This window comes from Mycobacterium sp. SMC-17 (genome assembly GCF_045310915.1).
In the GTDB taxonomy this organism is placed as follows: Bacteria; Actinomycetota; Actinomycetes; order Mycobacteriales; family Mycobacteriaceae; genus Mycobacterium.
Map to the genome: position 1 here is coordinate 28,794 of NZ_JBJIAK010000018.1, position 23,682 is coordinate 52,475.

The following is a 23,682-nucleotide window of genomic DNA, read 5'->3' on the forward strand; positions in this document are numbered from 1 at the left end:
ATATCTATGTCACTATCTCTCGATGTCGTGTGCTTGCGACTGTAGTTTTTCTAGTTACGCCGACCGGAGGTCGCGATGGCCACATTCGATTACCTCGTGGTGGGCGCCGGGACGGCAGGGTGCGTGCTGGCCAATCGCCTGTCCGCCGATCCCCGCAACCGGGTACTGCTCATCGAGGCCGGCGGTCACGCGCGTAGCCCCTACCTGCGCGTACCCAAGCTCGGCAGTCGCTTGTTCGGCAACCCGCGGTACATCTGGCAGCACCAGACCATTCCGCTGGGCCACGACGGCACCACCGAGTTCTGGCCGCGCGGCAAGGTTCTCGGCGGATCCAGCTCGGTCAACGGCATGGTCTACAACCGCGGCCAGAAAGCCGACTTCGACGAACTCGAACAGCTGGGCAACCGCGGCTGGGGTTGGGACAACATCCTCGCCGCATACCGGAGCTTCGAACACAACACCATCGGCCAGTCGTCGACGCGAGGGTTCGGCGGCGAACTGGCGATCAGCGTCGTTCCCGACCCCGATCCGCTCGCGCTCACCACGATCGCCGCCGGCACCAACCTGGGCATGCGCCCACTCGCCGATCTGAACGAGTCGGACGAGCCCCGCATCGGCCTGTCGCCCGCGACCATCCACAACGGCAGACGCGTCAGCGCCGCCACGGCATTCCTGGACCCGGTGCGCCTCCGCCCCAACCTGCAGGTGCTCACCGGCGCCACGGCAGAGCGGCTGGAATTCACGCGGGGCCGGGCCACGGGCGTGGTCCTCCGAATGGGCAGCCTGTCGATGGTGGTCCGGGCCAAGCGCGAAGTGGTGCTCACGCTGGGCGCACTGGGATCACCAAAACTGTTGCAGCTCTCCGGAATCGGGCCCGGCGACGTACTCGCGGCCGCAGGCGTGCCGCGTTACCTCGAGCGCGCGAACGTCGGGCGGCGCATGCGCGACCACCGGACCCTGGTGAACACCTACCGACTCAATCGGAACATCGGGCACAACCGGCACCTGTCGACCACGTGCGGCAAGGTCCGGTCCACCGTCAGATACGCCGCCACCGGCCGGGGACCACTGGCCGCACCGACCGGCGACGTGCTCGCGTTCTTCAAGACCGCCCCCGACCAGCCCCGCGTCGACGGTCAGATGCTCGTCACCGCGCTGACACTGGCCGGCGTCGGCGGCACCGTCGAGCGTCTGCCGGGCGTGTCCTGTATGGGTGAGATTCTGCGCCCGACGTCGGAGGGCAGCGTCTGGATCAGCTCACCCGACCCCGACCACCCCTTGATGATCGACCCCAACTACCTGGCGACCGCCCACGACCGGACCGCTGCCATCGGCGTCCTACGCACCATGCGCGAGGTGTTCCAGCAGTCGCCCATCGCCGACCTCATCGCCACGGAGCTGACACCCGGCCCCGACGCCCAATCCGACGACGAGCTCCTGCACGCCGCGATGGCGCAGGGGCTGACCGGGTTCCACGCCATCGGAACGTGTGGCATGGGACCCGACGACGACGACATCGTCGACGACCAGTTACGGGTGCGCGGCATCGACGGACTACGGGTCGCCGACCTGTCGATCATGCCGATCATGTTGTCCGGCAACACAAATGCGCCGGCCATGGCGATGGCCGCGCGGGCCGCAGATCTCATCCTGGACACGCCGGTGCGCGCCGGCCGCCACCGCGGTCACCGACCGACGATCGACAGCTCCCGGCCGTCGAACCTGACTCCGTCACCGTCGCGGTCGTCCGCGCGGAACGGCGCCCGCAGCGTCGCGACGATGTGACCGCGGTTGATGATCAAGCCCACCACCGTCAGCGCACCGTAGACGCCGCACAGCACCAGCCGGCCGGTGGTCGAGGTGATCGGGAACTGCACGACGAACAGCGCCAACAGCAGCCACGCCGTCGCCCGGTGGAACCGCAGCGACAGGATCAGCGCCACACCCATCATGGTCTGGGTGGCGGTCAGCAGCACCTCCTCGACCTGCCGGCCGTCGAGAACCAGCGCGGTTCCGCCGCCACCGGCGAGGTAGGCGATGGGCAGCGAGCCCATCAGCAGCGTCCACTGGTTGACCTTGGATGAGATCAGGGTCGCGATCGCCGCGGTGCTCTTGCCCCGCGCGGCGAAAATGGTCGCGATGATGAACTCCGGCGCCTCCGAGGCCAGCGGCGCCAGCCACTGCACCAGCAGGAAGCGGTCGACGCCCAGTTCGGTGCCGGCGTCGATCAGGCTGTTCGCGAACGGCTCCGCACACATCAGGATGACCGCGCCGGACACCAGGAACAGCGTCACGACGGTGATCCGGCGGGCCCGGTCCGGCAGCGCGCCGATGGCCGCGGCGGTACCGACGAGCTCGGGCTCCTCGGGCTCCCCGCGGGTCAGTTTGTACAGGTAGAAGCCGAACCAGGCCAGCATTGCCACGCCGAGCACCAGGTGGATGCGACCCGTCGTCGGGATGACGAACGCAACGAGCCCGGCGATGAGCAGGAATCCCAGCTCGACCCGGTTGCCGGGTTCCAGCGCCAGCATCGGTTTGCTGTTCTCGGCCGACATACGCCGTACGACGTACAGGCCGACGATCACCACGACCGGCCAGCCGATGCCCATGAGCAGCCGGTTGGAGCCGGTCATGTTGGCGGCGGCGTATTGCACGTACTCGGCGTTGTGGCCGGCGACGTAGGCGTAGTAGAGGTCGACGGCGTATTCGGGCAGCACCGCGATCAGGGCCAGAACGGCGATGGCGAGGCCACCGGACACGTCGACCTGCGCTGCTTCGGCCGCCCAGGCCAGCACGAAGCTGGCGGCGACGACAGCCGCGCCGAATGCCAACAGCGAGACGACGGGGTTCGGGTGGACGCCCGCGAGACGCAGCGCGACGGCCGGGAGAACGAACGCAGCGGCCAGCAGCAGGGATCGCGCAAGCGGCCGACGCGTGGTCGGGCCGGCGGATCGGGTGCTGGTCACGCCGCTGACGCTAGCCGCCCAAAACCGTTCCAGCAACTTAGCGTTGCTACGAATTGGTTCGGCTTGTGACGCTGAATTTGCTGGTCAGCGTGCTGGACGTTTTGAGTTCGGTTACCCTAACTCGATTGTGTGGCTAATCAAGATCATTTGTGGCGGGAAGCCGTCGAGTCCTCAACGAGCCATTCACGGCGCCGAACCTGACAGTCATCGACCCAGCCTGGACCCCTGGTTGCCTTCAGGACCGGCGTCAGTGCCGGGTCCCGAGGCAAAGTACGTGGCTTCAATCATGACCGCCATTGCCGGTGTCGATTGAACTAAGGGACCGCTAGCGCCCGGAGAAAGTACTTGGCTTCAATCACCGGCAGTTCTGCAGGCCATGATTGACGCTAGGTACTTCGCTGCTGCGCCCCGGACCGGATTCGACCTCGCGGACGAGCGGGAAAGCCGTCGCGTCGCAGGCAGATATTCGCCTGTTACGCCGCGAGTGTGCACGTAGCGCGTCTCCGCCACCCGATCCGCGATCTGGACGCACATTCGCGGTGGATCGCCCCAAAACCCACGACCCCCGATCTCCTGGGAGACCGGGGGTCGTGTGTTTGTGCGAGGGAGCTCTTAGGCCTCTTCAGCCAAGCGGTGCTTGAGGGCGTCGAACTCGTCCTTGATGCCGGTCGGCAGCTTCTCGCCGACGAACTCGAACCACTCTTCGATCAGCGGCAGCTCGTTCTGCCACTCGTCGACACGCACGGCCAGCGCCTCGTCGACGTCGGCAGCCGACACGTCCAGACCCTCCAGGTCCAGGTCAGCGGCGGTCGGCACGATGCCGATCGGGGTGCTCTTGCCCTCGGCCTGGTGCTCGATGCGCTCGATGGCCCACTTCAGCACGCGGCTGTTCTCACCGAAGCCCGGCCACAGGAAGCGGCCGTCGTCGCCGCGGCGGAACCAGTTGACGAAGAAGATCTTCGGCATCTTGGACTCGTCGGCGTTCTTGCCGATGTTGATCCAGTGCTGGAAGTAGTCACCGACGTGGTAGCCGAGGAACGGCAGCATGGCCATCGGGTCGCGGCGCACGGTGCCGACCTTGCCCTCGGCGGCGGCGGTCTGCTCGGAGCCCAGGGTGGCGCCGATGAAGACGCCGTGCTGCCAGTCGCGGGCCTGCGTGATCAGCGGCACCGTCGTCTTGCGGCGGCCGCCGAACAGGATCGCCGAGATCGGCACACCCTGCGGGTCGTCCCACTCGGGGGCGACCGACGGGCACTGCGAGATCGGGGTGCAGTAGCGCGAGTTCGGGTGCGCCGCCTTGGTCTCCGTTTCCCGCAGGATCCAGTCCTGGCCCTTCCAGTCGATGAGGTGCTCCGGCTCGCCCTCGAGGCCTTCCCACCAGACGTCACCGTCGTCGGTCTTGGCGACGTTGGTGAAGACGGTGTTGCCGGCGGCGATGGTCTTCATGGCGTTCGGGTTCGACGACCAGTTGGTGCCCGGCGCGACGCCGAAGAAGCCGAACTCGGGGTTGACGGCGTACAGCCGGCCGTCCTTGCCGAAACGCATCCAGGCGATGTCGTCGCCGACGGTCTCGGCGCGCCAGCCCGGAATGGTGGGCTGCAACATCGCGAGGTTGGTCTTGCCGCAGGCCGACGGGAACGCCGCGGCAATGTAGTACGCCTTGTTCTCCGGCGAGATGAGCTTGAGGATCAGCATGTGCTCGGCGAGCCAACCCTCGTCGTGCGCCATGGCCGAGGCGATACGCAGCGAGTAGCACTTCTTGCCCAGCAGCGCGTTGCCGCCATAGCCCGAGCCGTAGCTCCAGATCTCGCGGGTCTCGGGGAAGTGGGTGATGTACTTGGTGTCATTGCACGGCCACGGCACGTCCTTCTGGCCGGGCTCCAGCGGTGCACCGAGCGAGTGCAGCGCCTTGACGAAGAAGCCGTCGTCACCGAGCTTGGCCAGCGCCTTGGCACCCATGCGCGTCATGGTGCGCATCGAGACGACGACGTACTCCGAGTCGGTGATCTCGACGCCGAGCTTGGGATCCTCGGCGTCCAGCGGGCCCATGCAGAAGGGCACGACCCACATGGTGCGGCCGCGCATGCAGCCGCGGTAGAGGTCGGTCATGATGCCGCGCATCTCGGCCGGATCCATCCAGTTGTTGGTGGGCCCGGCGTCCTCTTCGCGCTGCGAGCAGATGAAGGTCCGCGACTCGACACGGGCAACGTCAGACGGATCCGACAGTGCGAGATAGGAATTCGGCTGCTTCTCCGGGTTCAGCTTCTGGAAGGTGCCGGCCTCGACGAGCTGAGCGGCGAGGCGGTCATACTCCTCGGCCGAGCCGTCGGCGAACATCACCCGGTCGGGCTGAGTCAGCTCCGCAACTTCACGAACCCAGGCGAGTAGCCCGGCGTGATTGGTCGGTGCGGCGTCGAGACCGGGAATGGTCGCTGAGGTCATCAAATTCTCCTGCTCGCAAATCGCAGCTATACCTCTTTAGAGGTTAACGTGAGTGACATACAAGTGGACAATCGGGCTGCTGTCCGATCTCTCACAAGAACGATTCAGAAAGCCCAATCGCAGCTGCCGAACCCGCAGGTAACGCGTTTGAGGGCGCCAACTGCCGGTTACCCGTCAGTAGCGCGAGCGCTTCGGTGGGCACAATTCGTAAATCGGTCAATTTTTCGTTTTGTGATGTGCGGACGCCATCACCGCCTGCGCCTCCAGTAACCGGTACGCCAGTTCCTCTTCACTCGCCTGCCGTGCCGCCGCGACGGCCGTCCCGACCCACCGGTCCAGCACCGCCCGCCGATGCAGCCGGGCGCGGCCCGCGATGACCGCCGCCGTCAGCGCGAGACCGAGCACCAGCCCCACGCCGCCGCCGATGCCGTCGGGCACGCCGGCCAGCCCAGTCATCACCCTGGCCAGCCCCAATGCCGCGCCCAGGCCGAAACCCGCGCCCAGCACGAGGCCCAACCACACCTCGTCCGGGCGCTGGGCCAGCACCGGCCCCGGGATGCCGGGTGCCGGCCACCGGCCGTCGGCCTTGGGAGCGCCGAGCGCGAACGTGGTCTCGTCGCGAATCCGCGCAGCTTGCTCCACCAGCCGCTCGCGGACGCGGGCTTCGAAATTCCCGGTCGCGAGCCGCCGGGACGGCACCCGAGTGAGCAGTTCGGCGTGCAGGTCGCCGTACTGCCGGCGGGACTCGCGAAGCAGCTCCAGCCGGATGCGCTGAAGTTCCAGTCGAGACGTCACGCGTCGCACTCCCGCACGTGCGAGTAGCCGCAATGACCCGCGCGTGAGGTCCGCGGCGCAGCGTCGGTGCAGGTCGGTGGTGGTGCGACGGCCGTGACGGCGCCAGTGCAGCGCCCGCCGCAGCTGGGCGTCGGGGTCCATGGCGGCCTCGACAACCAGGCCGTCGGCTGTCAGCGCTGCCGTCGCCGCGGCCGTACGCAGGGCCGCCATCGCATCGGAGGCCAACCACCGGTGCACCCGATCGTCATCCAATTCGTTTGCCGTCCAGGCGATTTCACTCAGCACTGCACATATCGACCGGTACCGGCCGGCGGCGTCGTCCGGTTCGGGGCCCGCGACAACATGCGCCAGGCCCGGCACGTCGTTCGTCAACCGCTGCAGCTCCGCGGTGAACCGCTGCCAAAGATCCCCTGACACCACCTACCCCCGGATGCCATCGTCGCACCTCGGCGCGGGTCCGGCCGACGCCGTTTTCCAGGCAACTGTTGGGTATCAATCTGCACCACGATGCGGGCTCTCACAGCCGGATGAGAGACGATGGACGAATGTATGCCCAGCGCGAGGACGACGCTGCCTCGTCGGCCGGCGCCTCGGCGGCCGAAAACGAGCCGGCCACCGAAACCACCGCCGCACCCACCCACCAGCATCGCCGCGTGACCAGCTTCCGGTCCCGCCGGTCGACCCTGTCCACCGGACAGCAGAGCACGTGGGACCGGCGCTGGCCTGAGCTGGGCAAAGTCGCCCGCTCCGAAGATGGCACCGCGGCGGGCCTCATCGACACCGCCGCCTGGTTCGGCCGCACCGCGCCGGTGGTGTTGGAAATCGGCAGCGGCACCGGCATCTCGACCCTGGCCATGGCGCAGGAGGAACCACACCTCGACGTCATCGCGGTCGAGGTCTACCGCAAGGGCCTGGCGCAGCTGCTCGGCGGCGTCGACCGGGCCGGCCTGACGAATGTGAGATTCGTCCGCGGCGACGGCGTCGATGTGCTGGAACACATGATCGCGCCGGGCACCCTGACCGCCGTGCGCGTGTTCTTCCCGGATCCCTGGCCCAAGGCCCGCCACCACAAGCGCCGGCTCCTGCAGGCCGAGACGGTGGCGCTGATCTCCAGCCGCCTCAAGCCCGGCGGCATCCTGCACGCGGCCACCGACCACGCCGACTACGCCGTGCAGATCGCCGAAGTCGGCGACGCCGAGCCGACCCTGAAGCGCACGTCGGCCGATGCCGACCTGCCGATCTCGGTGCGACGCCCCACGACCAAATATGAGGCGCGCGGCATGCGGATGGGCAGCCCCATCACCGAACTCATCTGGGAGAAGCCCGAGTGACGATCACCGAGGCCATTCCACAGGTGAAGCCCTACCCGCCCACCCCGCCGCCGGGACCCCGGCCGCACCGGGTGCTGCTGGTCTGGGACGCACCGAACCTCGACATGGGCCTCGGGTCGATCCTCGGCGGCCGGCCGACGGCCGCCCACCGGCCCCGCTTCGACGCGCTGGGCCGCTGGCTACTGGCCCGCACCAACGAGATCGCGAACGGCCGGCGACCGGACCAGCCGCCGGTGTCCCTGGAGCCCGAGGCGACCGTCTTCACCAACATCGCACCCGGTAGCGCCGACGTCGTGCGCCCCTGGGTGGAGGCCCTGCGGAACGTCGGTTTCGCGGTGTTCGCCAAGCCGAAGACCGACGAGGACAGCGACGTCGACAGCGACATGCTGGCCCACATCGCGCTGCGCCGCAGCGAGGGTCTGGCCGGCATTTATGTGGCCTCGGCCGACGGCCAGGCGTTCCGCCAACCGCTCGAGGACATCGCCCACGACGGCACTCCCGCGACCGTGGTCGGATTTCGCGAACATGCCAGTTGGGCGTTAGCGTCGGATACCTTGGACTTCGTCGACCTGGAAGACATCCCTGGTGTCTTCCGGGAGCCGCTGCCGCGAATCGGCCTGGATTCGCTGCCTGAACAGGGCGCCTGGCTGCAGCCCTTCCGGCCGTTGTCCGCGCTGCTGAGCTCGCGCGTTTAGGAAAAACTACAGATGACGTGTGCGGTGGCTGAAAATGGCAACCTCTTAGAGGGTGCCTTTGAGCTCAAATTTATGCAGATAATCGTGAGGAGCTGACGTGTTCGCCTGGTGGGGTCGAACGGTGTACCGATTCCGATACATAGTGATCGGTGTCATGGTCGCACTGTGCCTTGGTGGCGCCGTGTACGGGTCCAGTCTCGGCGAGCATGTCACGCAGAGTGGCTTCTACAACGAAGGCAGCGAGTCCGTCGCCGCCTCGGTGCTCGGTGACGAGGTCTACGGCCGCGACCGGACCAGCCTCGTGGTGGCCATCCTGACGCCACCCGACGACAAGAAGATCACCGACCCGGCCTGGCAGAAGAAGGTCAGCGGCGAGCTGGACACCTTCGTCAACGACCACAAGGACAAGGTGGTCGCCTGGGTCGGCTGGCTGAAAGCGCCCAGCGACGGGCTGAAGAAGATGACGACGCAGGACCTGCGCCACACCTTCATCACCGTTCCGCTCAAGGGCGACAACGACGACGCGATCCTGAAGAACTACCAGTCCGTCGCCCCTGACCTGTACAAGGTCAACGGCGGCAACATCAAGCTGGCCGGTCTGGAGCCGCTCGCGAGCGAGCTGACCGGCACCATCGGCACCGACCAGAAACGCGCCGAGATCGCGATCGTGCCGCTCGTCGCGGTCGTCCTGTTCTTCGTGTTCGGTGGCGCGGTCGCCGCCGCGCTGCCCGCCATCATCGGTGGCCTGACCATCGGTGGCGCGCTCGGCATCCTGCGGTTCACCGCCGAGTTCGGGCCCGTGCACTTCTTCGCCCAGCCGGTCGTGACCATGATGGGCTTCGGTATCGCGATCGACTACGGCCTGTTCATCGTGAGCCGGTTCCGAGAAGAACTGGCCGAGGGCTACGACGTCGAAGCGGCCGTCCGAAGATCCGTCATGACCTCGGGCCGGACCGTCGCGTTCTCCGCGGTGATCATCGTCGCGTCGTCGCTGCCCCTGCTGCTGATCCCGCTGGGCTTCCTGCGGTCCATCACCTACGCGATCATCGCGTCGGTGCTGCTGGCCGCGTTCCTGTCGAACACCGTGCTGCCCGCAGTGCTGGGCATCCTGGGTTCCAACGTCGACGCGCTCGGTGTGCGCACCCTGTTGAAGGTGCCGTTCCTGGCCAACTGGCCGTTCTCGCGCAAGATCATCGACTGGTTCGCCGAGAAGACGCAGAAGACCAAGACCCGCGAAGAGGTCGAGAAGGGCTTCTGGGGCAAGTTGGTCAACGTCGTGATGAAACGGCCACTGGCATTCGCCGTGCCGATCACCATCGGCATGATCCTGCTGGTCATCCCACTGGGACAGCTGGCCCTCGCCGGTATGAGCGAGAAGTACCTGCCGCCGGACAACTCGGTCCGTACCGCGCAGGAGGAGTTCGACCAGCTCTTCCCCGGCTTCCGCACCAACGCCCTGACCCTCGTCATCAAGAGCGACAACGGCCAGCCCGTCACCGATCAGCAGATCGCCCAGGTGCGGGCCAACGCCGGCACCATCAGCGGCTTCGTGACGCCGGACGGCAACGACAAGTCGAAGATGTGGGCCGAGCGGACGTACCAGGAGGGCGGCAGCAAGGACCCGTCCGTCCGGGTGCTGTCCAACGGCCTCATCAACAGCGGTGACGCCGGCGAGAAGATCAACGAACTGCGCGCCCTGCAGGAACCGCACGGCGTCCAGGTGATGGTCGGCGGCACCCCAGCGCTCGAACAGGACAGCATCAGCACGCTGTTCGAGAAACTGCCGCTGATGGTGGCGATCCTGGTGATCACCACGACCGTCCTGATGTTCCTGGCGTTCGGCTCACTGGTGCTGCCCATCAAGGCCGCCCTGATGAGCGCCCTCACCCTCGGCTCGACCATGGGCATCCTGACCTGGATGTTCGTCGAGAACGGGCACGGCTCCGGGTTGATGAACTACACCGCGCAGCCGCTGATGGCGCCGATGATCGGCCTGATCATCGCGGTCATCTGGGGTCTGTCGACCGACTACGAGGTGTTCCTGGTGTCCCGCATGGTGGAGGCCCGCGAGCGCGGCATGTCCACCGCCGAGGCCATCCGGATCGGTACCGCCACCACGGGCCGCCTGATCACCGGCGCCGCGCTGGTGCTGGCCGTCGTCGTCGGCGCCTTCGCGTTCTCCGACCTGGTGATGATGAAGTACCTGGCATTCGGTCTGCTGATGGCGCTGCTGCTCGACGCCACCGTCATCCGCATGTTCCTGGTGCCGGCCGTCATGAAGCTGCTGGGCGACGACTGCTGGTGGGCGCCGCTGTGGATGAAGCGCGTTCAGCAGAAGCTGGGTCTCGGCGAGACCGAGCTGCCCGACGAGCGCAAGCGTCCCGCGGTCCGCGAACCCGAGGATCCCCGTGCGCTGGTCGGTTCCGGTGCCCCGGTCCGCCCGCCGCACGATCCCACGCATCCGGCCCCCGGCCAGCGCGCCGTCCCGACCCGGATCACCCCGGGGCAGCCGCAGCCGCCGAGCCAGGCACCCACCAACCGGATGCCGAGCGCTCCGCCGCAGCCCCCGGCACCGCAGGCCCCGCCCGCACCCTCGTCTGCTGAACCCGCGACCACGCGGTTCAGCGCCGCCAAGGGCGCCTTCCGCAACGTGGTGTCGAACGTGACCCGCGCCGTCACCCCGCAGAACGGGGACCCGACGCCGCCGACCACCGCGATCGGCGACCCGGCGACCACCGCCTTCGGTCCGGCCTCCGAGCCCGCCACCACGGCGTTCCGCGCGCCGGGAGCGGGCCGTCCCGCCGAGCCGGGCCAGGGTCAGGGCGGTCCGGGCAACCGGGAGATCGAGTCGTGGCTCGGGCAGCTGCGCGGCAACATCAGCGCCTCCGGGCCGCAGATTCAGACGCCGTCAGACGCACCCGGCGACCAGGGCAACGAGCCGACCACGGCGTTCCGCGCCCAGCCGGCCGACACCCCTGACGCCACCGAGAAGATCGATACCGCCGAAACTCAGCGTCGCGGCACCGGCGGCGGGGTCAGCGCTGCGGATCTGCTGCGCCGGGAGGGCCGTCTGTAGCTGGCGGCGTGTCCCCCGGCGACACCGCCGCGGCCGCGACCGAACCGGCCTCGGCGAGTACCTCGGCCTCGGTGGCGCGTGGATTGTCAGCGGTCAGCACCCGGATGGCGCTGTTGAGGAATGCGACGATGGGCACGGCGATCAACGCGCCGATGACGCCTGCGGTGACGCTGCCGCCGGCGATCGCCAGCACGACGGCGAGCGGGTGGACCGACACCGCACGGCCCATGACGATCGGCTGCAGCACGTGCGCCTCCAGCTGCTGCACGGCGATGATCAGGCCGAGCGCGATCAGCGCGTAGATCCAGCCCTTGGCGATCAGTGCCACCACCACGGCCACGAAACCGGTCACGACCGCACCGACCAGCGGGACGAACGCGCCGAGGAACACCAGCGACGCCAGCGGCAGCGCGAGCGGCACCCCCATGATCGCCAAACCGGTGCCGATACCGACGGCGTCGACCATCGCCACCACGAACGTGGCGCGGACGTATCCGATCAGGGAGCCGAATCCGGCCCGGCCGGCCTCGCGCACCCGGTCCCGCACGGACGACGGGATGATCTTGGTGACGAACGCATAGATGTCCCGCCCGCCGTGCAGCAGGAAGATCAGGGTGAAGAGGGTCAGCAGCAGGCCGGTGACGATCTCGGTCAGCGCGCCGGCGGTGGAGAAGACCCCGCTGGTGAGCTTGGACTGGTTGTTCTTGAGGGCATCGATGGCGGTCTGGCCGACGCTGTTGATCTGGTCGGCGCTCAGGTGCAGGATCGGGCCCTCGGTCAGCCACTTGCGGGCGCCGTCGATGCTCTTGGTGACCTGCTCCACCAAAGCCGGTGCGCCGTCGATGAATTGGAAGACGACGAACGTCAGGATGCCGCCCATCACCACGATGGAACTCAGCAGCATCACCGCGACGGCCGCGCCGCGCGGCAGACCGCGCCGGGTCAGCAGGTCCACGGCCGGCAGCAGGAAGGCCGTGGCCAACATGGCCAGCAGCACGGGCACCACGATGACCTCGAGCTTGATGACGATCCACAGCACGGCGAGCACCGCGCCGAAGATCGCCAAGAACCGCCACGACCAGGCTGCGGCCTTGCGTACCACCGGATCTACCGCTTCGTCGGCTTGTGACATGGGCGCCAGCGTAGCGCCGCCCGATGACACCGCGGGGTCGTTGCGCCATGCGGGCCGCGTACGGCGAGCCGCCCGCGACACGCCGGATACGCTGTAGCGGTGTCACACGAGGCTGCCCCCGGGTCTTTGACGGCCCGCCGTCGCGGCCTCTGGGCGGCGTGCCGGCGCGCCGATGCCCGTTCGGCACCGGCCCGGCCCCGCGGCAAGTACTGGTGGTTGCGCTGGGTTCTGATCGGTATCGCCGTCGTCGTGCTGACCGTCGAGGTCGTGATGGTCTGGGAGCAGCTCGCCAAGGCGTGGCGCAGCCTGTTGTCGGCGACGTGGTGGTGGGTCGCCGCCGCGGCCGTCGCGGCCCTGGCCTCGATGCACAGCTTCGCGCAGATTCAGCGCACCCTGCTCCGGTCCGCCGGTGTCCAGGTCAAGCAGTGGCGGTCCGAGGCCGCGTTCTACGCGGGCAACGCGCTGTCCACCACCCTGCCGGGCGGCCCAGTGCTCTCGGCCACCTTCGTCTACCGCCAGCAGCGGCTGTGGGGCGCCTCGCCATTGGTGGCCTCGTGGCAGCTGGTGATGTCCGGGGCCCTGCAGGTGGTCGGGTTGGCCCTGCTGGGCCTGGGCGGCGCGTTCCTGCTCGGCGCGAGCAAGAACCCGCTGTCGCTGATCTTCACGATCGGCGGTTTCGTGGCGCTGCTGCTACTGGCCCAGACCGTCGCCGCCAATCCGCAGCAGATCGACGGCATCGGCGTGCGGCTGCTGTCGTGGTTCAACTCGCTGCGCGGTAAGCCCGCCGACACCGGGCTGGAAGGCTGGCGCCGCACCCTGAACCAGCTGGAGTCGGTGAGCCTGAGCCGCCGGACCCTGACCGTCGCATTCAGCTGGTCGCTGTTCAACTGGATCGCCGACGTCGCGTGCCTGGCCTGCGCGGCGTACGCCACCGGCGGGCATCCGTCGCTGGCCGGCCTGACTGTCGCGTATGCCGCGGCCCGCGCCGTCGGCGCGATTCCCCTGATGCCCGGCGGGCTGCTCGTGGTCGAGGCGGTGCTGGTGCCCGGCCTGGTGTCCAGCGGCATGACGCTCGCGGCGGCCATCTCGACGATGCTGATCTATCGACTGGTCAGCTGGATCTTCATCTCGGCCATCGGCTGGGTGGTGTTCTTCTTCCTGTTCCGCACGGAGAAGGACTTCGACCCGGATGCGCCCGAAACCCCTTCCCCCGCACCGGGTGTGCCGCCCGCCGACCCCGAGACCTCGCATGATCCCGGGTAGCCGGCCGGCGGCGGCGCTGCTGCTCGCCGCCGCGCTGACGTCCTGCACGACGGCACCGCAATCGGTCGAGTCTTCGACTCCCGCAACGACTTCCGTGGGCGCCGAGCCGATCGTCACGCCCGTCCTCGTCGACGTCGTGGCCGAGCCCGTGCCCGTTCCGGCGACCGACGGGAAGGTGCATCTCGCATACGAGCTGCTGCTCACCAACACCTCCCCCGAACCCGTGACCGTGGATTCGATCGCCGTCCTGGGACCCGCCGGGCCACTGCTGCAGCTGTCCGGCGCCGGCCTCGCCTACTGGACGCGGACCATGGGCGCCCGGGTCAGCAGCAACGATCTCGGCCCCGGACAGCGGTCGATCGTCTGGCTGGACGTCAAACTGGACGCGGGCGGCGCTGCGCCCCAGCAACTTTCACACCGGGTGGTGGTCAAGGTACCCAAACCGATGCCCCCACTCGTGCCCCCGGTGGTGACCGAGAACGTCGCACCCGTGACGGTGTCCGACCACAAGCCCGTCGTACTCGACCCGCCGCTGCGCGGCTCCGGCTGGCTCGACGCCAACGGCTGCTGCGACATGACGCCGCACCGCATGGCCCTCAACCCGATCGATGGAAAGCTCTGGGCCGCAGAGCGATTCGCCATCGACTACGAGCAGCTACGGGCCGACGGGCAGCTGTTCAGCGGGGACCGTGCGAAGACGGACAGCTACCTCTACTTCGGCTCCGACGTGCACGCGGTCGCCGACGGCCCGGTGGTGGCGGTTCTCGACGGCCTGCCCGAGCAGGTGCCCGGTGTCGACCCGACCGGCCTCACGCTGGCGCAGTACGGCGGCAATCACGTCGTCCAGGACATCGGGAACGGAAACTTCGCCTTCTACGCGCATCTGAAGACCGGCAGCGTCAAGGTCAAGCCAGGCGACCGGCTGACCACCGGGCAGGTGCTGGGCAACGTCGGCAACACCGGCAATTCCAGTGCGCCGCACCTGCATTTCCACGTGATGAGCGCACCCGATCCACTGCGCGCGGACGGCCTGCCGTTCGTGTTCCGCTCGTTCCGGCTCACCGACCGACTGGTCAACATGGCAGCCGTCGACGCGCTGGAGGCCGGCGGTCCCGCGCGTCCGGAACCCGGCTTCACCGCCCGCGCCGAAAACAATGTCAGCCCACTGAATCTGGACGTGATGACCTATGACAACTGAGCCGACCACCGGAAATCGCAGTGCCGCACTGGCTTTCCTCGCCGACGTGGTGTTGGTGGTGATCTTCTGCGCGATCGGCCGGCGCAGCCACGCCGAGGGCATCACGCTGGCCGGTGTGGCGCACACCAGCTGGCCGTTCCTGACCGGAACCGTGGCGGGCTGGGCGCTGTCGCGGGGCTGGCGCCGCCCGGCGGCGCTGAACCCGACCGGGTTGGTGGTCTGGGTCAGCACCATCGTGATCGGCATGCTGCTGCGCAAGGCCTCGGCTCAGGGCGTCGCGGTGAGTTTCGTGATCGTCGCCTCGACCGTCACCGCCGTCTTCCTGCTCGGCTGGCGCGGCCTGGCTCGCCTCCGCAAGTGATTTGTGCACGAAAATCCGCGCCTACCGCGGATTTTCGTGCACAAATCCCGGGTTAGCGGGCGGCGGGGCCGGGGATGCCGCAGCGGTCGCGGATGTCCTTGAGCGGCTGCCGGATGCCCTGCAGCTCCGCCTTGGTCTGCGGGTTGGCGGCCAGGTACTGCTTGACCTTGGCGTGCGCCTGGTCCTTCGACAGGCCCCGGAGGCTGGTGAAGAAGTCGTTCACGTCGGGGTGGGTGAACAGGTAGGCGGAGGTCGAGGCCTCGACGCCCGACTTGACGCCGGCGATGTCCGCAGAGGTGCAGTTGGGCGGCAGGTCGTCGGCGAGGGCCGACGGCACGGCACCGAACAACATGCTGCCGGCGACCGCGCCGGCACCGATGAAACCGGCAACAACGCGTCGCTTGGCCAGAGCGGAAAGCATCATGTGGTCAAACCCCTTCGTCGAGAGCTCCGATGTCGGCGACCAGTACCGATGCCGACACTGGAAGCTAATCAGAAAGTGCGACGACTTTCGCGGGGTGCCAGATAAGGAGCTCCGGGCGCGGCCGGAACTACCGCGCGGCGGGTGCCGACACGGCCTGAGCCGCAGGCACAGACCCCGTCGCCGTCGTCACGCCGGGCAGGGTGGGCGTGAACGGCACGGCGCCGGGCACGCTCGGCATCGCGGGCAGCGTGGCGGGCAGTCCGCCGCCCTGCTGCGCCGACTGCATCAGGCCCATCAGCTGCGGCAGCGTCAGCGGCAGCTTGCACTGCGACGACAACGTCACCAGCGGCGCCTGCAAGTTCTGCAGCGCGGCGCCCTCCTGCGGGTTGGCATCGAAGTAGGTCTTCAGCGCTGCCAACGACTGCGGGCCGGGCTGCTGCTGCGAGATGTTGGTCAGCGTCTGGTTCGCGGTGGGGTGCGCATCCAGGTAGGTGCCCGTCGAGGTGGCCACCATGCCGATGGTCTTGGCGACCTGGCTGGCCGCGCACGGATCCTGGCCCGCACCGGCCGACGGAGCCCCGAACGACGTCACCATCACACCGCCGACTGCAGTTACAGCGAACGCCCCGGCAAGTCCGCGGCGAACCGCCACACTGGTCGTCTTCATGGCAAATCTCCTCACCGGTTTACGGACCAGAGACGGCCATGTAAACACTCGGCAAACACTGTTTTCCCGGGGTGGCGTCAATGGCAGCGCCGGCCTCATCCGGGATTCGGCTCCCGCCATCTTGCCATCGCGGCGCGGCCGGTGACCAATCCACACAGCAAACATCCAGGTCACTGCGGTGTTCAAACCTGGCGCCGGAGCCCGCCATCGGCCTCCGACAACGTTGCCGGCGGGGACGCCAGGGGCCCGGTTGCAGTTGGATCAAGGTTCCCGTCAGGCGCCTCATCGCCGCTCGCGAGCCGGTCACCCTACCCCATACTGGGGTAGGGTCGGCGGCACGAAACGCCGATCAAAACACTCCGGTGGCAACCGGGACGACCGCAGGAAGAGGGTTCGCCATCCAGCAGTTGATGATGCGGCTGAGCGGTCTGCTGCGGCGCTGGCGCTGGGTGGTCTTCGCCACCTGGCTGTTGCTCATGGTGCCGTCCCTGTATCTCGCGGCGACCCAGTCCAGCAACCTCAGCGGCGGCGGCTTCGAGGTCGCCGGCTCCCAATCGCTGCACGTCCAGCGCGAACTCGAGGACCATTTCCCCGACGAGGGCGCCTCGCCGCTGGCCCTGGTCGCGGCCCCCAACGCCAACGCCACGCAGGAAGACATGACGGCCGCCGTCGACGAGCTCAAACGCATCGCGGCCGGCGTCTCCAGCGTCAAGGTCGTCCCCGACCCCACGCAGGCCGAGCCGCAGGCCGGCAAACCCTACGTCGTGACGTTGCGCCTCGACTTCAACAACAGCGGCGCCGTCGACATCGCCAAGAAGCTCCGCACCGCGATCGGCATCAAGGACGGCAAGCCCGGCCAGACCGCCGACGGCAAGGTCCGGCTGTACGTCATCGGGCAGGGCGCACTCGGCGCGGCTGCCAGTGAGACCACCAAGCACGACGTCGCCGAGGCCGAGAAGTGGAACCTGCCGATCGTGCTGATCGTGCTGCTGGCGGTGTTCGGCTCCCTGGCCGCCGCGGCCATGCCGATGCTGCTCGGCGCCTGCACGGTGATCGTGACGATGGGAGTGGTCTACCTCCTGTCCATCTGGGTCACCATGAGCGTCTTCGCGACGACGACGCTGTCGATGTTCGGTATCGCGCTCGCCGTCGACTATTCGTTGTTCATCCTCATGCGTTTCCGGGAGGAACTGCGGGCCGGACGCGATCCGGAACAGGCCGTCGACGCGTCGATGGCGACGTCGGGCCTGGCGGTCGTGCTGTCCGGGCTCACCGTGATCGCCTCGATCACCGGCATCTATCTCATCGGCACACCGGTGCTGTCGTCGATGGCCACCGGCGCCATCCTCGCCGTCGCCATCGCGGTGCTGACGTCGACCACCCTGATCCCGGCGGTGCTGGCCACGTTCGGCAAGCGGGTCGCCAAGCGCTCGTCGTGGCTGCACGTCTCGCGCCGCTCCGACGCCGCGCAGTCGCCGTTCTGGACCCAGTGGACCGAACGCACCATGCGCTGTCCGTGGCTGTCGGCGCTGCTGGCCACCGTCTTCCTGGTCCTGCTCGCGGCACCGTCGTTCGGCATGCAACTGGGCAACAGCATGCTGCGCCAGTTCTCCCCGACGCACGAGATCCGCAGCGGCGTGGCCGCCGCGGCGGAAGCGCTGGGCCCGGGTGCCCTCGGCCCCCTCCGGGTGCTGGCGACGTTCCCCGACGCGACGGCCTCCGACGCGCAGAACACCGCGACGCTCGACGCGCTGCACCAGACCATGACGCAGGCGCCGGACGTGGCCCAGGTGGCGCCGCCGGTCTTCAGTAACGACAACCGCAGCGCCCTGTTCACGGTCGTGCTGTCGGTCGACCCCGAAGACCTCGTCGCGCGGGACTCGATCACGTGGCTGCGACAACATCTGCCGGGGGTCGCGGGCCCGAACGTCGCCATCGCGGTGGGCGGGCCGACGGCGCTGATCATGGACTTCGACCATCGCGTCGCGAACACCGAGGTGCTGGTGTTCGTCTTCGTGTCGCTCATCGCGTTCGTGATGCTGCTGATCTCGATCCGCTCGGTGGTGCTGGCGCTCAAGGGCGTCCTGATGACGGTGCTGTCGGTGGCCGCGGCCTACGGCAGCCTGGTGATCGTCTTCGAATGGGGCTGGTTCAAGGCGCTCGGCTTCAAGCCCCTGGAGTCGCTCGACACCACCATTCCGCCGCTGGTCCTGGCAATGACGTTCGGCCTGTCCATGGACTACGAGATCTTCCTGCTGACGCGTATCCGGGAACGCTTCCTGCAGACCGGCAACACCCGCGACGCCGTCGCGTACGGCGTCAGCACCAGCGCCCGCACCATCACGAGCGCCGCGCTGATCATGATCGCCGTGTTCATCGGGTTCGCGTTCGCCGGGATGCCGCTGGTGGCCCAGATGGGTGTGGCCTGCGCCGTGGCCATCGCGGTCGACGCCACGGTGGTGCGGCTGGTCCTCGTGCCGGCGCTGATGGCGATGTTCGACCAGTGGAACTGGTGGCTGCCCAAGTGGCTGGACCGCCTGCTGCCGTCAGTGGACTTCGAGAAGCCGTTGCCCGCCACCGATACCGGCAGCCTCGTCATCATCCCCGACGACATCTCCGCACTGGGCCCGTCCGGCGCCGAACTGCGCAGCGTCGTCAAGTCCGCGGCCAAGCTGAAAAACCTTGCCGCACAGACCGTCACCGTCGCCGACCCGCTGGCGTTCAGCGGCTGCGAGCCCGGCGAGCAGCAGTACGTACCACGCGCCGTGCCCCGCCGGATCGCGGCGGCGCCCCCGCGCACGGACCGCTCGCGCACCGGGCTGGCGCTGCTGCGGCGGCGCGCGCACGGGCAGTCCCGGTCCGCGTCGGACAACCCCGACGTGCACCCCGTCACCATGTGGGGCGGCCGGCTGTCGGTCGCGCTCGACGCCCTGTCGCTCGACGAGACCGACGGCCCCGCCATCGAGCGCCGCAGCCCCGTGGAGACGACGACGGTGCTGTTGCCCACCGGCGACCGGCTCGAGATCCCGACGGGCGCCGAGACGCTGCGACTCAAGGGCTACCTGATCATGTCGCGCAACAGCGTCCAGGACTACACCGACTTCGTCGATTTGGTCTCCTGCATGGATATCCGGACCGCAGCCGCGGTTCTGGCCGGAATTGACGGGTATTACTGTGGAGAACGGTCGAAGAACCAGTGGGTGGCCACCCAGTTGGTCCGTAGGTTGGCCGACCCGCACCCGTTCGACGACCACGAATCGGCAGATTGGCCCGACGTCAAACAGCGTTGTCTGGCGGTGGCGGTGGCCATGTTGGAGGAGGCGAGGTGACGTTGACATCCGAAGTGAGGGACACCCCTTCTGGTGCCGACGGTCCCGGTAAGTCCACCGCCGCCGGCACCAACGGGGCGCCCACCGTCGCGTTCCCGGCACAGGCCCCCGGCGAGAAGCCCGTCGAGTTCTGGTCGACGTCCGCCATCCGCGCCGCGCTGGAGAACGACGACCTCGCGGTGTGGCAGCGCATCGTCGTCGCCATCAAGCGCGACCCCTTCGGCCGCACCGCCCGTCAGGTCGAAGAGATTCTGGCCACGAGCAACCCGTACGGCATCTCCAAGGCGTTGGCCGAGGTGCTGGCCCGCGCCCGCACGCAGCTCGAAGCCAACGAATGCGCCGAGGTGGCCCGCCAGATCCGGCTGCTGATGGAGCGTTCCGGTCTCAGCGAGACCGAGTTCGCGTCCCGCATCGGTGTTGGCGCGCAAGAACTTTCGGCCTACACCGCCGGCACCACCAGCCCGTCGGCCGCGCTGCTGGTGCGCATGCGCCGGCTCTCGGACCGGTTCGCCCGGATGCGTTCCGCCCGCTCGTAGCCACCCGCCGAGAAGGACCAAATGGTCGCTTCTCGCGCGCCGAGACGACCATTTGGTCCCTCTCGAGCGGCTACCACCCCTACCGCGACGCGATCGGGGTCACGTCCATGACCAGCCAGCGTCCGTCCTGCTTCGTCAGCGTGACCCGCAGACCCAACACCGTCGCCTGTGCGGGTTTGTTGGGGGTGTTCTGCGTGGCCCGCATGACCACGGCGACACTGGCGAAATTGGGGCCGATGGTCTCGATACCGGCCGAGATGGTGCTCGCCTGCCCGGCCACCCCACGGCTGGTCAGATCCTTGGCGACCGCGTTGAACTCGTTGCGGTAGGCCTCCGCGCGCTGCGGCGCCATCAACGCCGTGGCGCGGTCGATCGACACGTTCGGCGCACCGGGCGTGAAGGTCGCCGACGCCTCCGCGACACTGCTGGCGATGCCGACCACCATGGACATGTCGGCGCTCGTGGTGCGATCCGGCACCGTCCACTTGGTGTAGCCGACGATGGCGGCCGCGACCACCGCGACGGCCGTCAGCCCCACGACGGCGAGCCGCAACCTGGGCGCGTCGTCATCGGTGCCCATGGTGACGCCGTCACGGCGGAACAGCACGAAGTTGACGATCGAAGCCTGCAGCACCAGCAGCCCGACGATGGTGCCCACCACGACCCACCACAGCGGCCGGTCCAGCGCCAGCCCGATGTAGACGAGGCTCGCCAGCACCGCGAGCGGCGCCAGGATGTCGAAGACCAGTACCCGCCACGCGTTCCTCATCGCAGCGTCTCCAATCGCGAGATCAGCAACTTGCCGCCGATGTCGGACACCCCGAGGCGCAACCGCCAGCGCACGGTCTGCGGCTTGGCGCCGGCGTTCTGGCTCACGGACGTGGCGATCACGAGCACCGTCGTCGTATCCGAGGAGATGGCCGCCAGCTCGGGCTGGACGGCCGGTTTGCCCTGCTCCCCCGGCGGTGCGTGGTGCAGCGTCTCCAACGCGACGGACTCGATCTGCCCGGTGGTCTGGCTCTGCAGCTTCTGCACCAGCTGGGTGAACGGCGCGACGGTGGCATCGAAATCGGCGTTGAGCTGGCCGACGGTGCCCTCGTGCAGCTTCGGCACGTTGACGGCGACGTTGTCCTTGGTCATATTGATCAGCAGGCCGGCCCACTCGGCGGCGGCCTTCATGGCCTGCGCCTCGTGCACGCGGTCCTTGTCGTCGGCCCGGTGCCCCAGGTAGACCCATGTCGCGACGACGACGGCGACGGCCGCGACGACACCCAGCACCGCGGAGACGATGCCGTAGCGGCTGAAGATTCCCTCAGCCTGATCGCTCGGCGCGGCAGCCTTGGCGGCGGTGGCCGCTCCGGCTGATCCGGTGTCTTTCGCTGTGTCTTTCGCAGCGTCTTTTTCGGCGGAGTCTTCGCTGCGCTCGTCGGGCATGGGCGTGAGGCTACCCGCAGCGCCCACCGGCACTGCAGCGGCGATGGCAGGATGGCGAGGTGACTCTCGAAGCTACCTCGCCCCGATCCGGTATCGACCTGAGCTACCTCGACCCCGACGCCCGCCCGCAGGACGACCTGTTCGGTCACGTCAACGGCCGCTGGCTCACCGACTACGACATCCCGGCCGACCGCGCCACCGACGGCGCCTTCCGCCTGCTGGCCGACCGCGCCGAGGAGCAGGTGCGCGATCTCATCACCAACGCAGCCGGCGCCCCAAACACCGATGCACAGCGCATCGGCGACCTCTACGCGAGCTTCATGGACACCGAGCAGGTGGCCGCCGTGGGCCTGGCGCCGCTGCGGGCCGAGCTGGCTCTCATCGCCGACGCTGCTACCCCTGAAGCGCTGGCCGCCGTGCTAGGCGGGCTGCAGCGCACCGGCGTCGGCGGGGGCGCCGGCGCGTACGTCGACACCGACTCCAAGGATTCGACGCGGTACCTGCTGCATTTCACGCAGTCCGGGCTCGGCCTGCCCGACGAGTCCTACTACCGCGAGCCGGCACACGCGGCGGTGCTGGCGGCCTACCCGCAGCACATCGCCCGCATGCTGAGCCTGGTCTACGGCGGCGACCAGACCGAGACCGCCGCCCGCATCGTCGCGCTGGAGACCAAGCTGGCCGCGGCGCACTGGGATGTGGTCAAGCGCCGCGACGCGGACCTGAGCTACAACCTGCGGCGGTTCGCCGATCTGGCCGACGAGGCGCCCGGTTTCGACTGGGACGGCTGGCTGGCGGCCGTCGGCGCGTCGGCCGATGTGGTCACCGAAGTCGTGGTGCGGCAACCCGATTTCCTCGTCGCCTTCGCGGCGCTGTGGGCGTCCGAGCCGCTCGAGGACTGGAAGGCGTGGCTGAGCTGGCGCGTGATCAGCGGCCGTGCCCCGATCCTGACCGACGACCTGGTCGCGGAGAACTTCGACTTCTACGGCCGCACCCTGTCCGGCACCGAGGCGATCCGGGACCGCTGGAAGCGCGGCGTCGGCCTGGTCGAGAGCCTGATGGGTGACGCCGTCGGCAAGCTCTACGTGGACCGGCACTTCCCGCCGTCCCACAAGGCGCGCATGGATGAGCTGGTGGCCAATCTGCGCGAGGCCTACCGCGTCAGCATCACCAACCTGGAGTGGATGACGCCCGAGACCCGGCAGCGCGCGCTGGCCAAGCTGGACAAGTTCACCCCGAAGATCGGCTACCCGGCACGCTGGCGGGACTACTCGAATCTGGTGATCGACGCCGGCGACCTGTATGGCAACTACCTGCGGGGCCAGGCCGTCGAGCACGATCGCGAGCTGGCCAAGCTGGGTAGCGAAGTGGACCGCGACGAGTGGTTCATGACGCCGCAGACGGTGAACGCCTACTACAACCCGGGCATGAACGAGATCGTCTTCCCCGCGGCCATTCTGCAGCCGCCGTTCTTCGACGCCGAGGCCGACGACGCCGCCAACTACGGCGGCATCGGTGCGGTGATCGGGCATGAGATCGGGCACGGTTTCGACGACCAGGGCGCCAAGTACGACGGCGACGGCAACCTCGTCGACTGGTGGACCGATGCCGACCGTGCCGAATTCGGTTTGCGGACAAAGGCTCTCATCGAGCAGTACGAGGCCTTCACGCCGCGGGCGCTGGACGCGGGCCATCACTTGAACGGTGCGTTCACCGTCGGCGAGAACATCGGCGATCTGGGTGGGCTGTCCATCGCGCTGCTGGCCTACGAGCTGTCACTGGGCGGCAAGGAGGCGCCCGTCATCGACGGGCTGACCGGCGTCCAGCGCGTCTACTTCGGCTGGGCGCAGGTGTGGCGTACCAAATCCCGTGACGCCGAAGCCATTCGGCGCCTGGCCGTCGACCCGCATTCGCCGCCGGAGTTCCGGTGCAACGGCGTGATCCGGAACATCGACTCGTTCTACGAGGCGTTCGACGTCACCACGACCGACGAGCTGTACCTGGACCCCGCCGAGCGCGTGCGCATCTGGAATTAG

At 68.4% G+C, this 23,682-nt stretch carries 18 protein-coding genes; 10 read left to right on the forward strand and 8 right to left on the reverse strand.

Annotated elements, in window-relative coordinates:
• Positions 1-75 precede the first annotated feature (75 nt).
• Positions 76-1,785, forward strand: a complete 1,710-nt coding sequence (locus tag ACJH7A_RS13805) for a GMC family oxidoreductase (RefSeq protein WP_061003501.1) — start codon at positions 76-78, stop codon at positions 1,783-1,785.
• Here ACJH7A_RS13805 and ACJH7A_RS13810 read toward each other — a convergent pair.
• The 3 genes from ACJH7A_RS13810 to ACJH7A_RS13820 form a co-directional block, all read right to left on the reverse strand.
• Positions 1,686-2,966 (reverse strand): sodium:proton exchanger, encoded by a 1,281-nt coding sequence (locus ACJH7A_RS13810; RefSeq protein ID WP_406802145.1) that lies wholly within the window; start codon positions 2,964-2,966, stop codon positions 1,686-1,688. The two genes, ACJH7A_RS13805 and ACJH7A_RS13810, sit on opposite strands and share 100 nt — an antisense overlap.
• A 612-nt stretch (positions 2,967-3,578) precedes the next feature.
• Entirely contained in the window at positions 3,579-5,408 is a 1,830-nt protein-coding gene (locus ACJH7A_RS13815) for a phosphoenolpyruvate carboxykinase (GTP) (RefSeq protein WP_212807940.1), read from the reverse strand.
• Between the two features lie 216 nt (positions 5,409-5,624).
• Positions 5,625-6,620, reverse strand: a complete 996-nt coding sequence (locus ACJH7A_RS13820; protein WP_212807939.1) for a hypothetical protein — start codon at positions 6,618-6,620, stop codon at positions 5,625-5,627.
• Positions 6,621-6,730: 110 nt separating this feature from the next.
• Here ACJH7A_RS13820 and trmB point away from each other — a divergent pair, with 110 nt between their 5' ends.
• The 3 genes from trmB (at position 6,731) to ACJH7A_RS13835 (ending at position 11,305) form a co-directional block, all read left to right on the forward strand.
• On the forward strand, positions 6,731-7,534 hold the full coding sequence (gene trmB, locus ACJH7A_RS13825) for a tRNA (guanosine(46)-N7)-methyltransferase TrmB (RefSeq protein ID WP_371824503.1): 804 nt from the start codon (positions 6,731-6,733) through the stop codon (positions 7,532-7,534).
• Positions 7,535-7,548: 14 nt separating this feature from the next.
• Complete coding sequence (locus tag ACJH7A_RS13830) at positions 7,549-8,229, forward strand: NYN domain-containing protein (protein WP_244872895.1); 681 nt, start codon at positions 7,549-7,551, stop codon at positions 8,227-8,229.
• 97 nt (positions 8,230-8,326) lie between these two features.
• On the forward strand, positions 8,327-11,305 hold the full coding sequence (locus ACJH7A_RS13835; RefSeq protein WP_212807936.1) for an MMPL family transporter: 2,979 nt from the start codon (positions 8,327-8,329) through the stop codon (positions 11,303-11,305).
• Here the strand turns inward: ACJH7A_RS13835 and ACJH7A_RS13840 are convergent.
• Positions 11,265-12,437 (reverse strand): AI-2E family transporter, encoded by a 1,173-nt coding sequence (locus tag ACJH7A_RS13840; protein ID WP_212807935.1) that lies wholly within the window; start codon positions 12,435-12,437, stop codon positions 11,265-11,267. The genes ACJH7A_RS13835 and ACJH7A_RS13840 overlap by 41 nt on opposite strands.
• A gap of 99 nt (positions 12,438-12,536) precedes the next feature.
• On the opposite strand from ACJH7A_RS13840, the gene ACJH7A_RS13845 reads away from it, so the two are divergent.
• Genes ACJH7A_RS13845 through ACJH7A_RS13855 form a run of 3 tightly spaced genes read left to right on the forward strand, consistent with a single transcriptional unit; the run spans position 12,537 to position 15,259 of the window.
• Complete coding sequence (locus tag ACJH7A_RS13845) at positions 12,537-13,700, forward strand: YbhN family protein (RefSeq protein ID WP_244872709.1); 1,164 nt, start codon at positions 12,537-12,539, stop codon at positions 13,698-13,700.
• Entirely contained in the window at positions 13,687-14,898 is a 1,212-nt protein-coding gene (locus ACJH7A_RS13850; RefSeq protein WP_406802146.1) for a M23 family metallopeptidase, read from the forward strand. The genes ACJH7A_RS13845 and ACJH7A_RS13850 overlap by 14 nt, the downstream gene beginning before the upstream one ends.
• Positions 14,888-15,259 carry a DUF3054 domain-containing protein gene (locus tag ACJH7A_RS13855; protein WP_406802147.1) on the forward strand — a complete coding sequence of 124 codons (372 nt, stop codon included), beginning with the start codon at positions 14,888-14,890 and terminating at the stop codon, positions 15,257-15,259. Before ACJH7A_RS13850 ends, ACJH7A_RS13855 begins: the two co-directional genes overlap by 11 nt.
• A gap of 52 nt (positions 15,260-15,311) precedes the next feature.
• Here ACJH7A_RS13855 and ACJH7A_RS13860 read toward each other — a convergent pair whose 3' ends face one another.
• Entirely contained in the window at positions 15,312-15,683 is a 372-nt protein-coding gene (locus ACJH7A_RS13860) for a heme-binding protein (protein WP_212807932.1), read from the reverse strand.
• Positions 15,684-15,810: 127 nt separating this feature from the next.
• Entirely contained in the window at positions 15,811-16,350 is a 540-nt protein-coding gene (locus tag ACJH7A_RS13865; protein ID WP_212807931.1) for a hemophore, read from the reverse strand.
• A 410-nt stretch (positions 16,351-16,760) separates the two neighbouring features.
• Between ACJH7A_RS13865 and ACJH7A_RS13870 the strand changes: the two genes are divergently transcribed.
• Together ACJH7A_RS13870 and ACJH7A_RS13875 are read left to right on the forward strand one after the other, a co-directional pair.
• A complete protein-coding gene (locus ACJH7A_RS13870; RefSeq protein ID WP_135357940.1) occupies positions 16,761-19,679 on the forward strand; it encodes an MMPL family transporter in 2,919 nt (972 codons plus the stop codon).
• A complete protein-coding gene (locus ACJH7A_RS13875) occupies positions 19,676-20,215 on the forward strand; it encodes a helix-turn-helix transcriptional regulator (protein WP_135357928.1) in 540 nt (179 codons plus the stop codon). The genes ACJH7A_RS13870 and ACJH7A_RS13875 overlap by 4 nt, the downstream gene beginning before the upstream one ends.
• A gap of 79 nt (positions 20,216-20,294) precedes the next feature.
• Here the strand turns inward: ACJH7A_RS13875 and ACJH7A_RS13880 are convergent, their stop codons facing one another.
• Positions 20,295-20,984 carry a hypothetical protein gene (locus ACJH7A_RS13880; RefSeq protein WP_406802148.1) on the reverse strand — a complete coding sequence of 230 codons (690 nt, stop codon included), beginning with the start codon at positions 20,982-20,984 and terminating at the stop codon, positions 20,295-20,297.
• Entirely contained in the window at positions 20,981-21,649 is a 669-nt protein-coding gene (locus ACJH7A_RS13885) for a hypothetical protein (RefSeq protein ID WP_406802149.1), read from the reverse strand. The genes ACJH7A_RS13880 and ACJH7A_RS13885 overlap by 4 nt, the downstream gene beginning before the upstream one ends.
• 59 nt (positions 21,650-21,708) lie before the next feature.
• On the opposite strand from ACJH7A_RS13885, the gene ACJH7A_RS13890 reads away from it, so the two are divergent.
• On the forward strand, positions 21,709-23,682 hold the full coding sequence (locus ACJH7A_RS13890) for a M13 family metallopeptidase (RefSeq protein WP_406802150.1): 1,974 nt from the start codon (positions 21,709-21,711) through the stop codon (positions 23,680-23,682).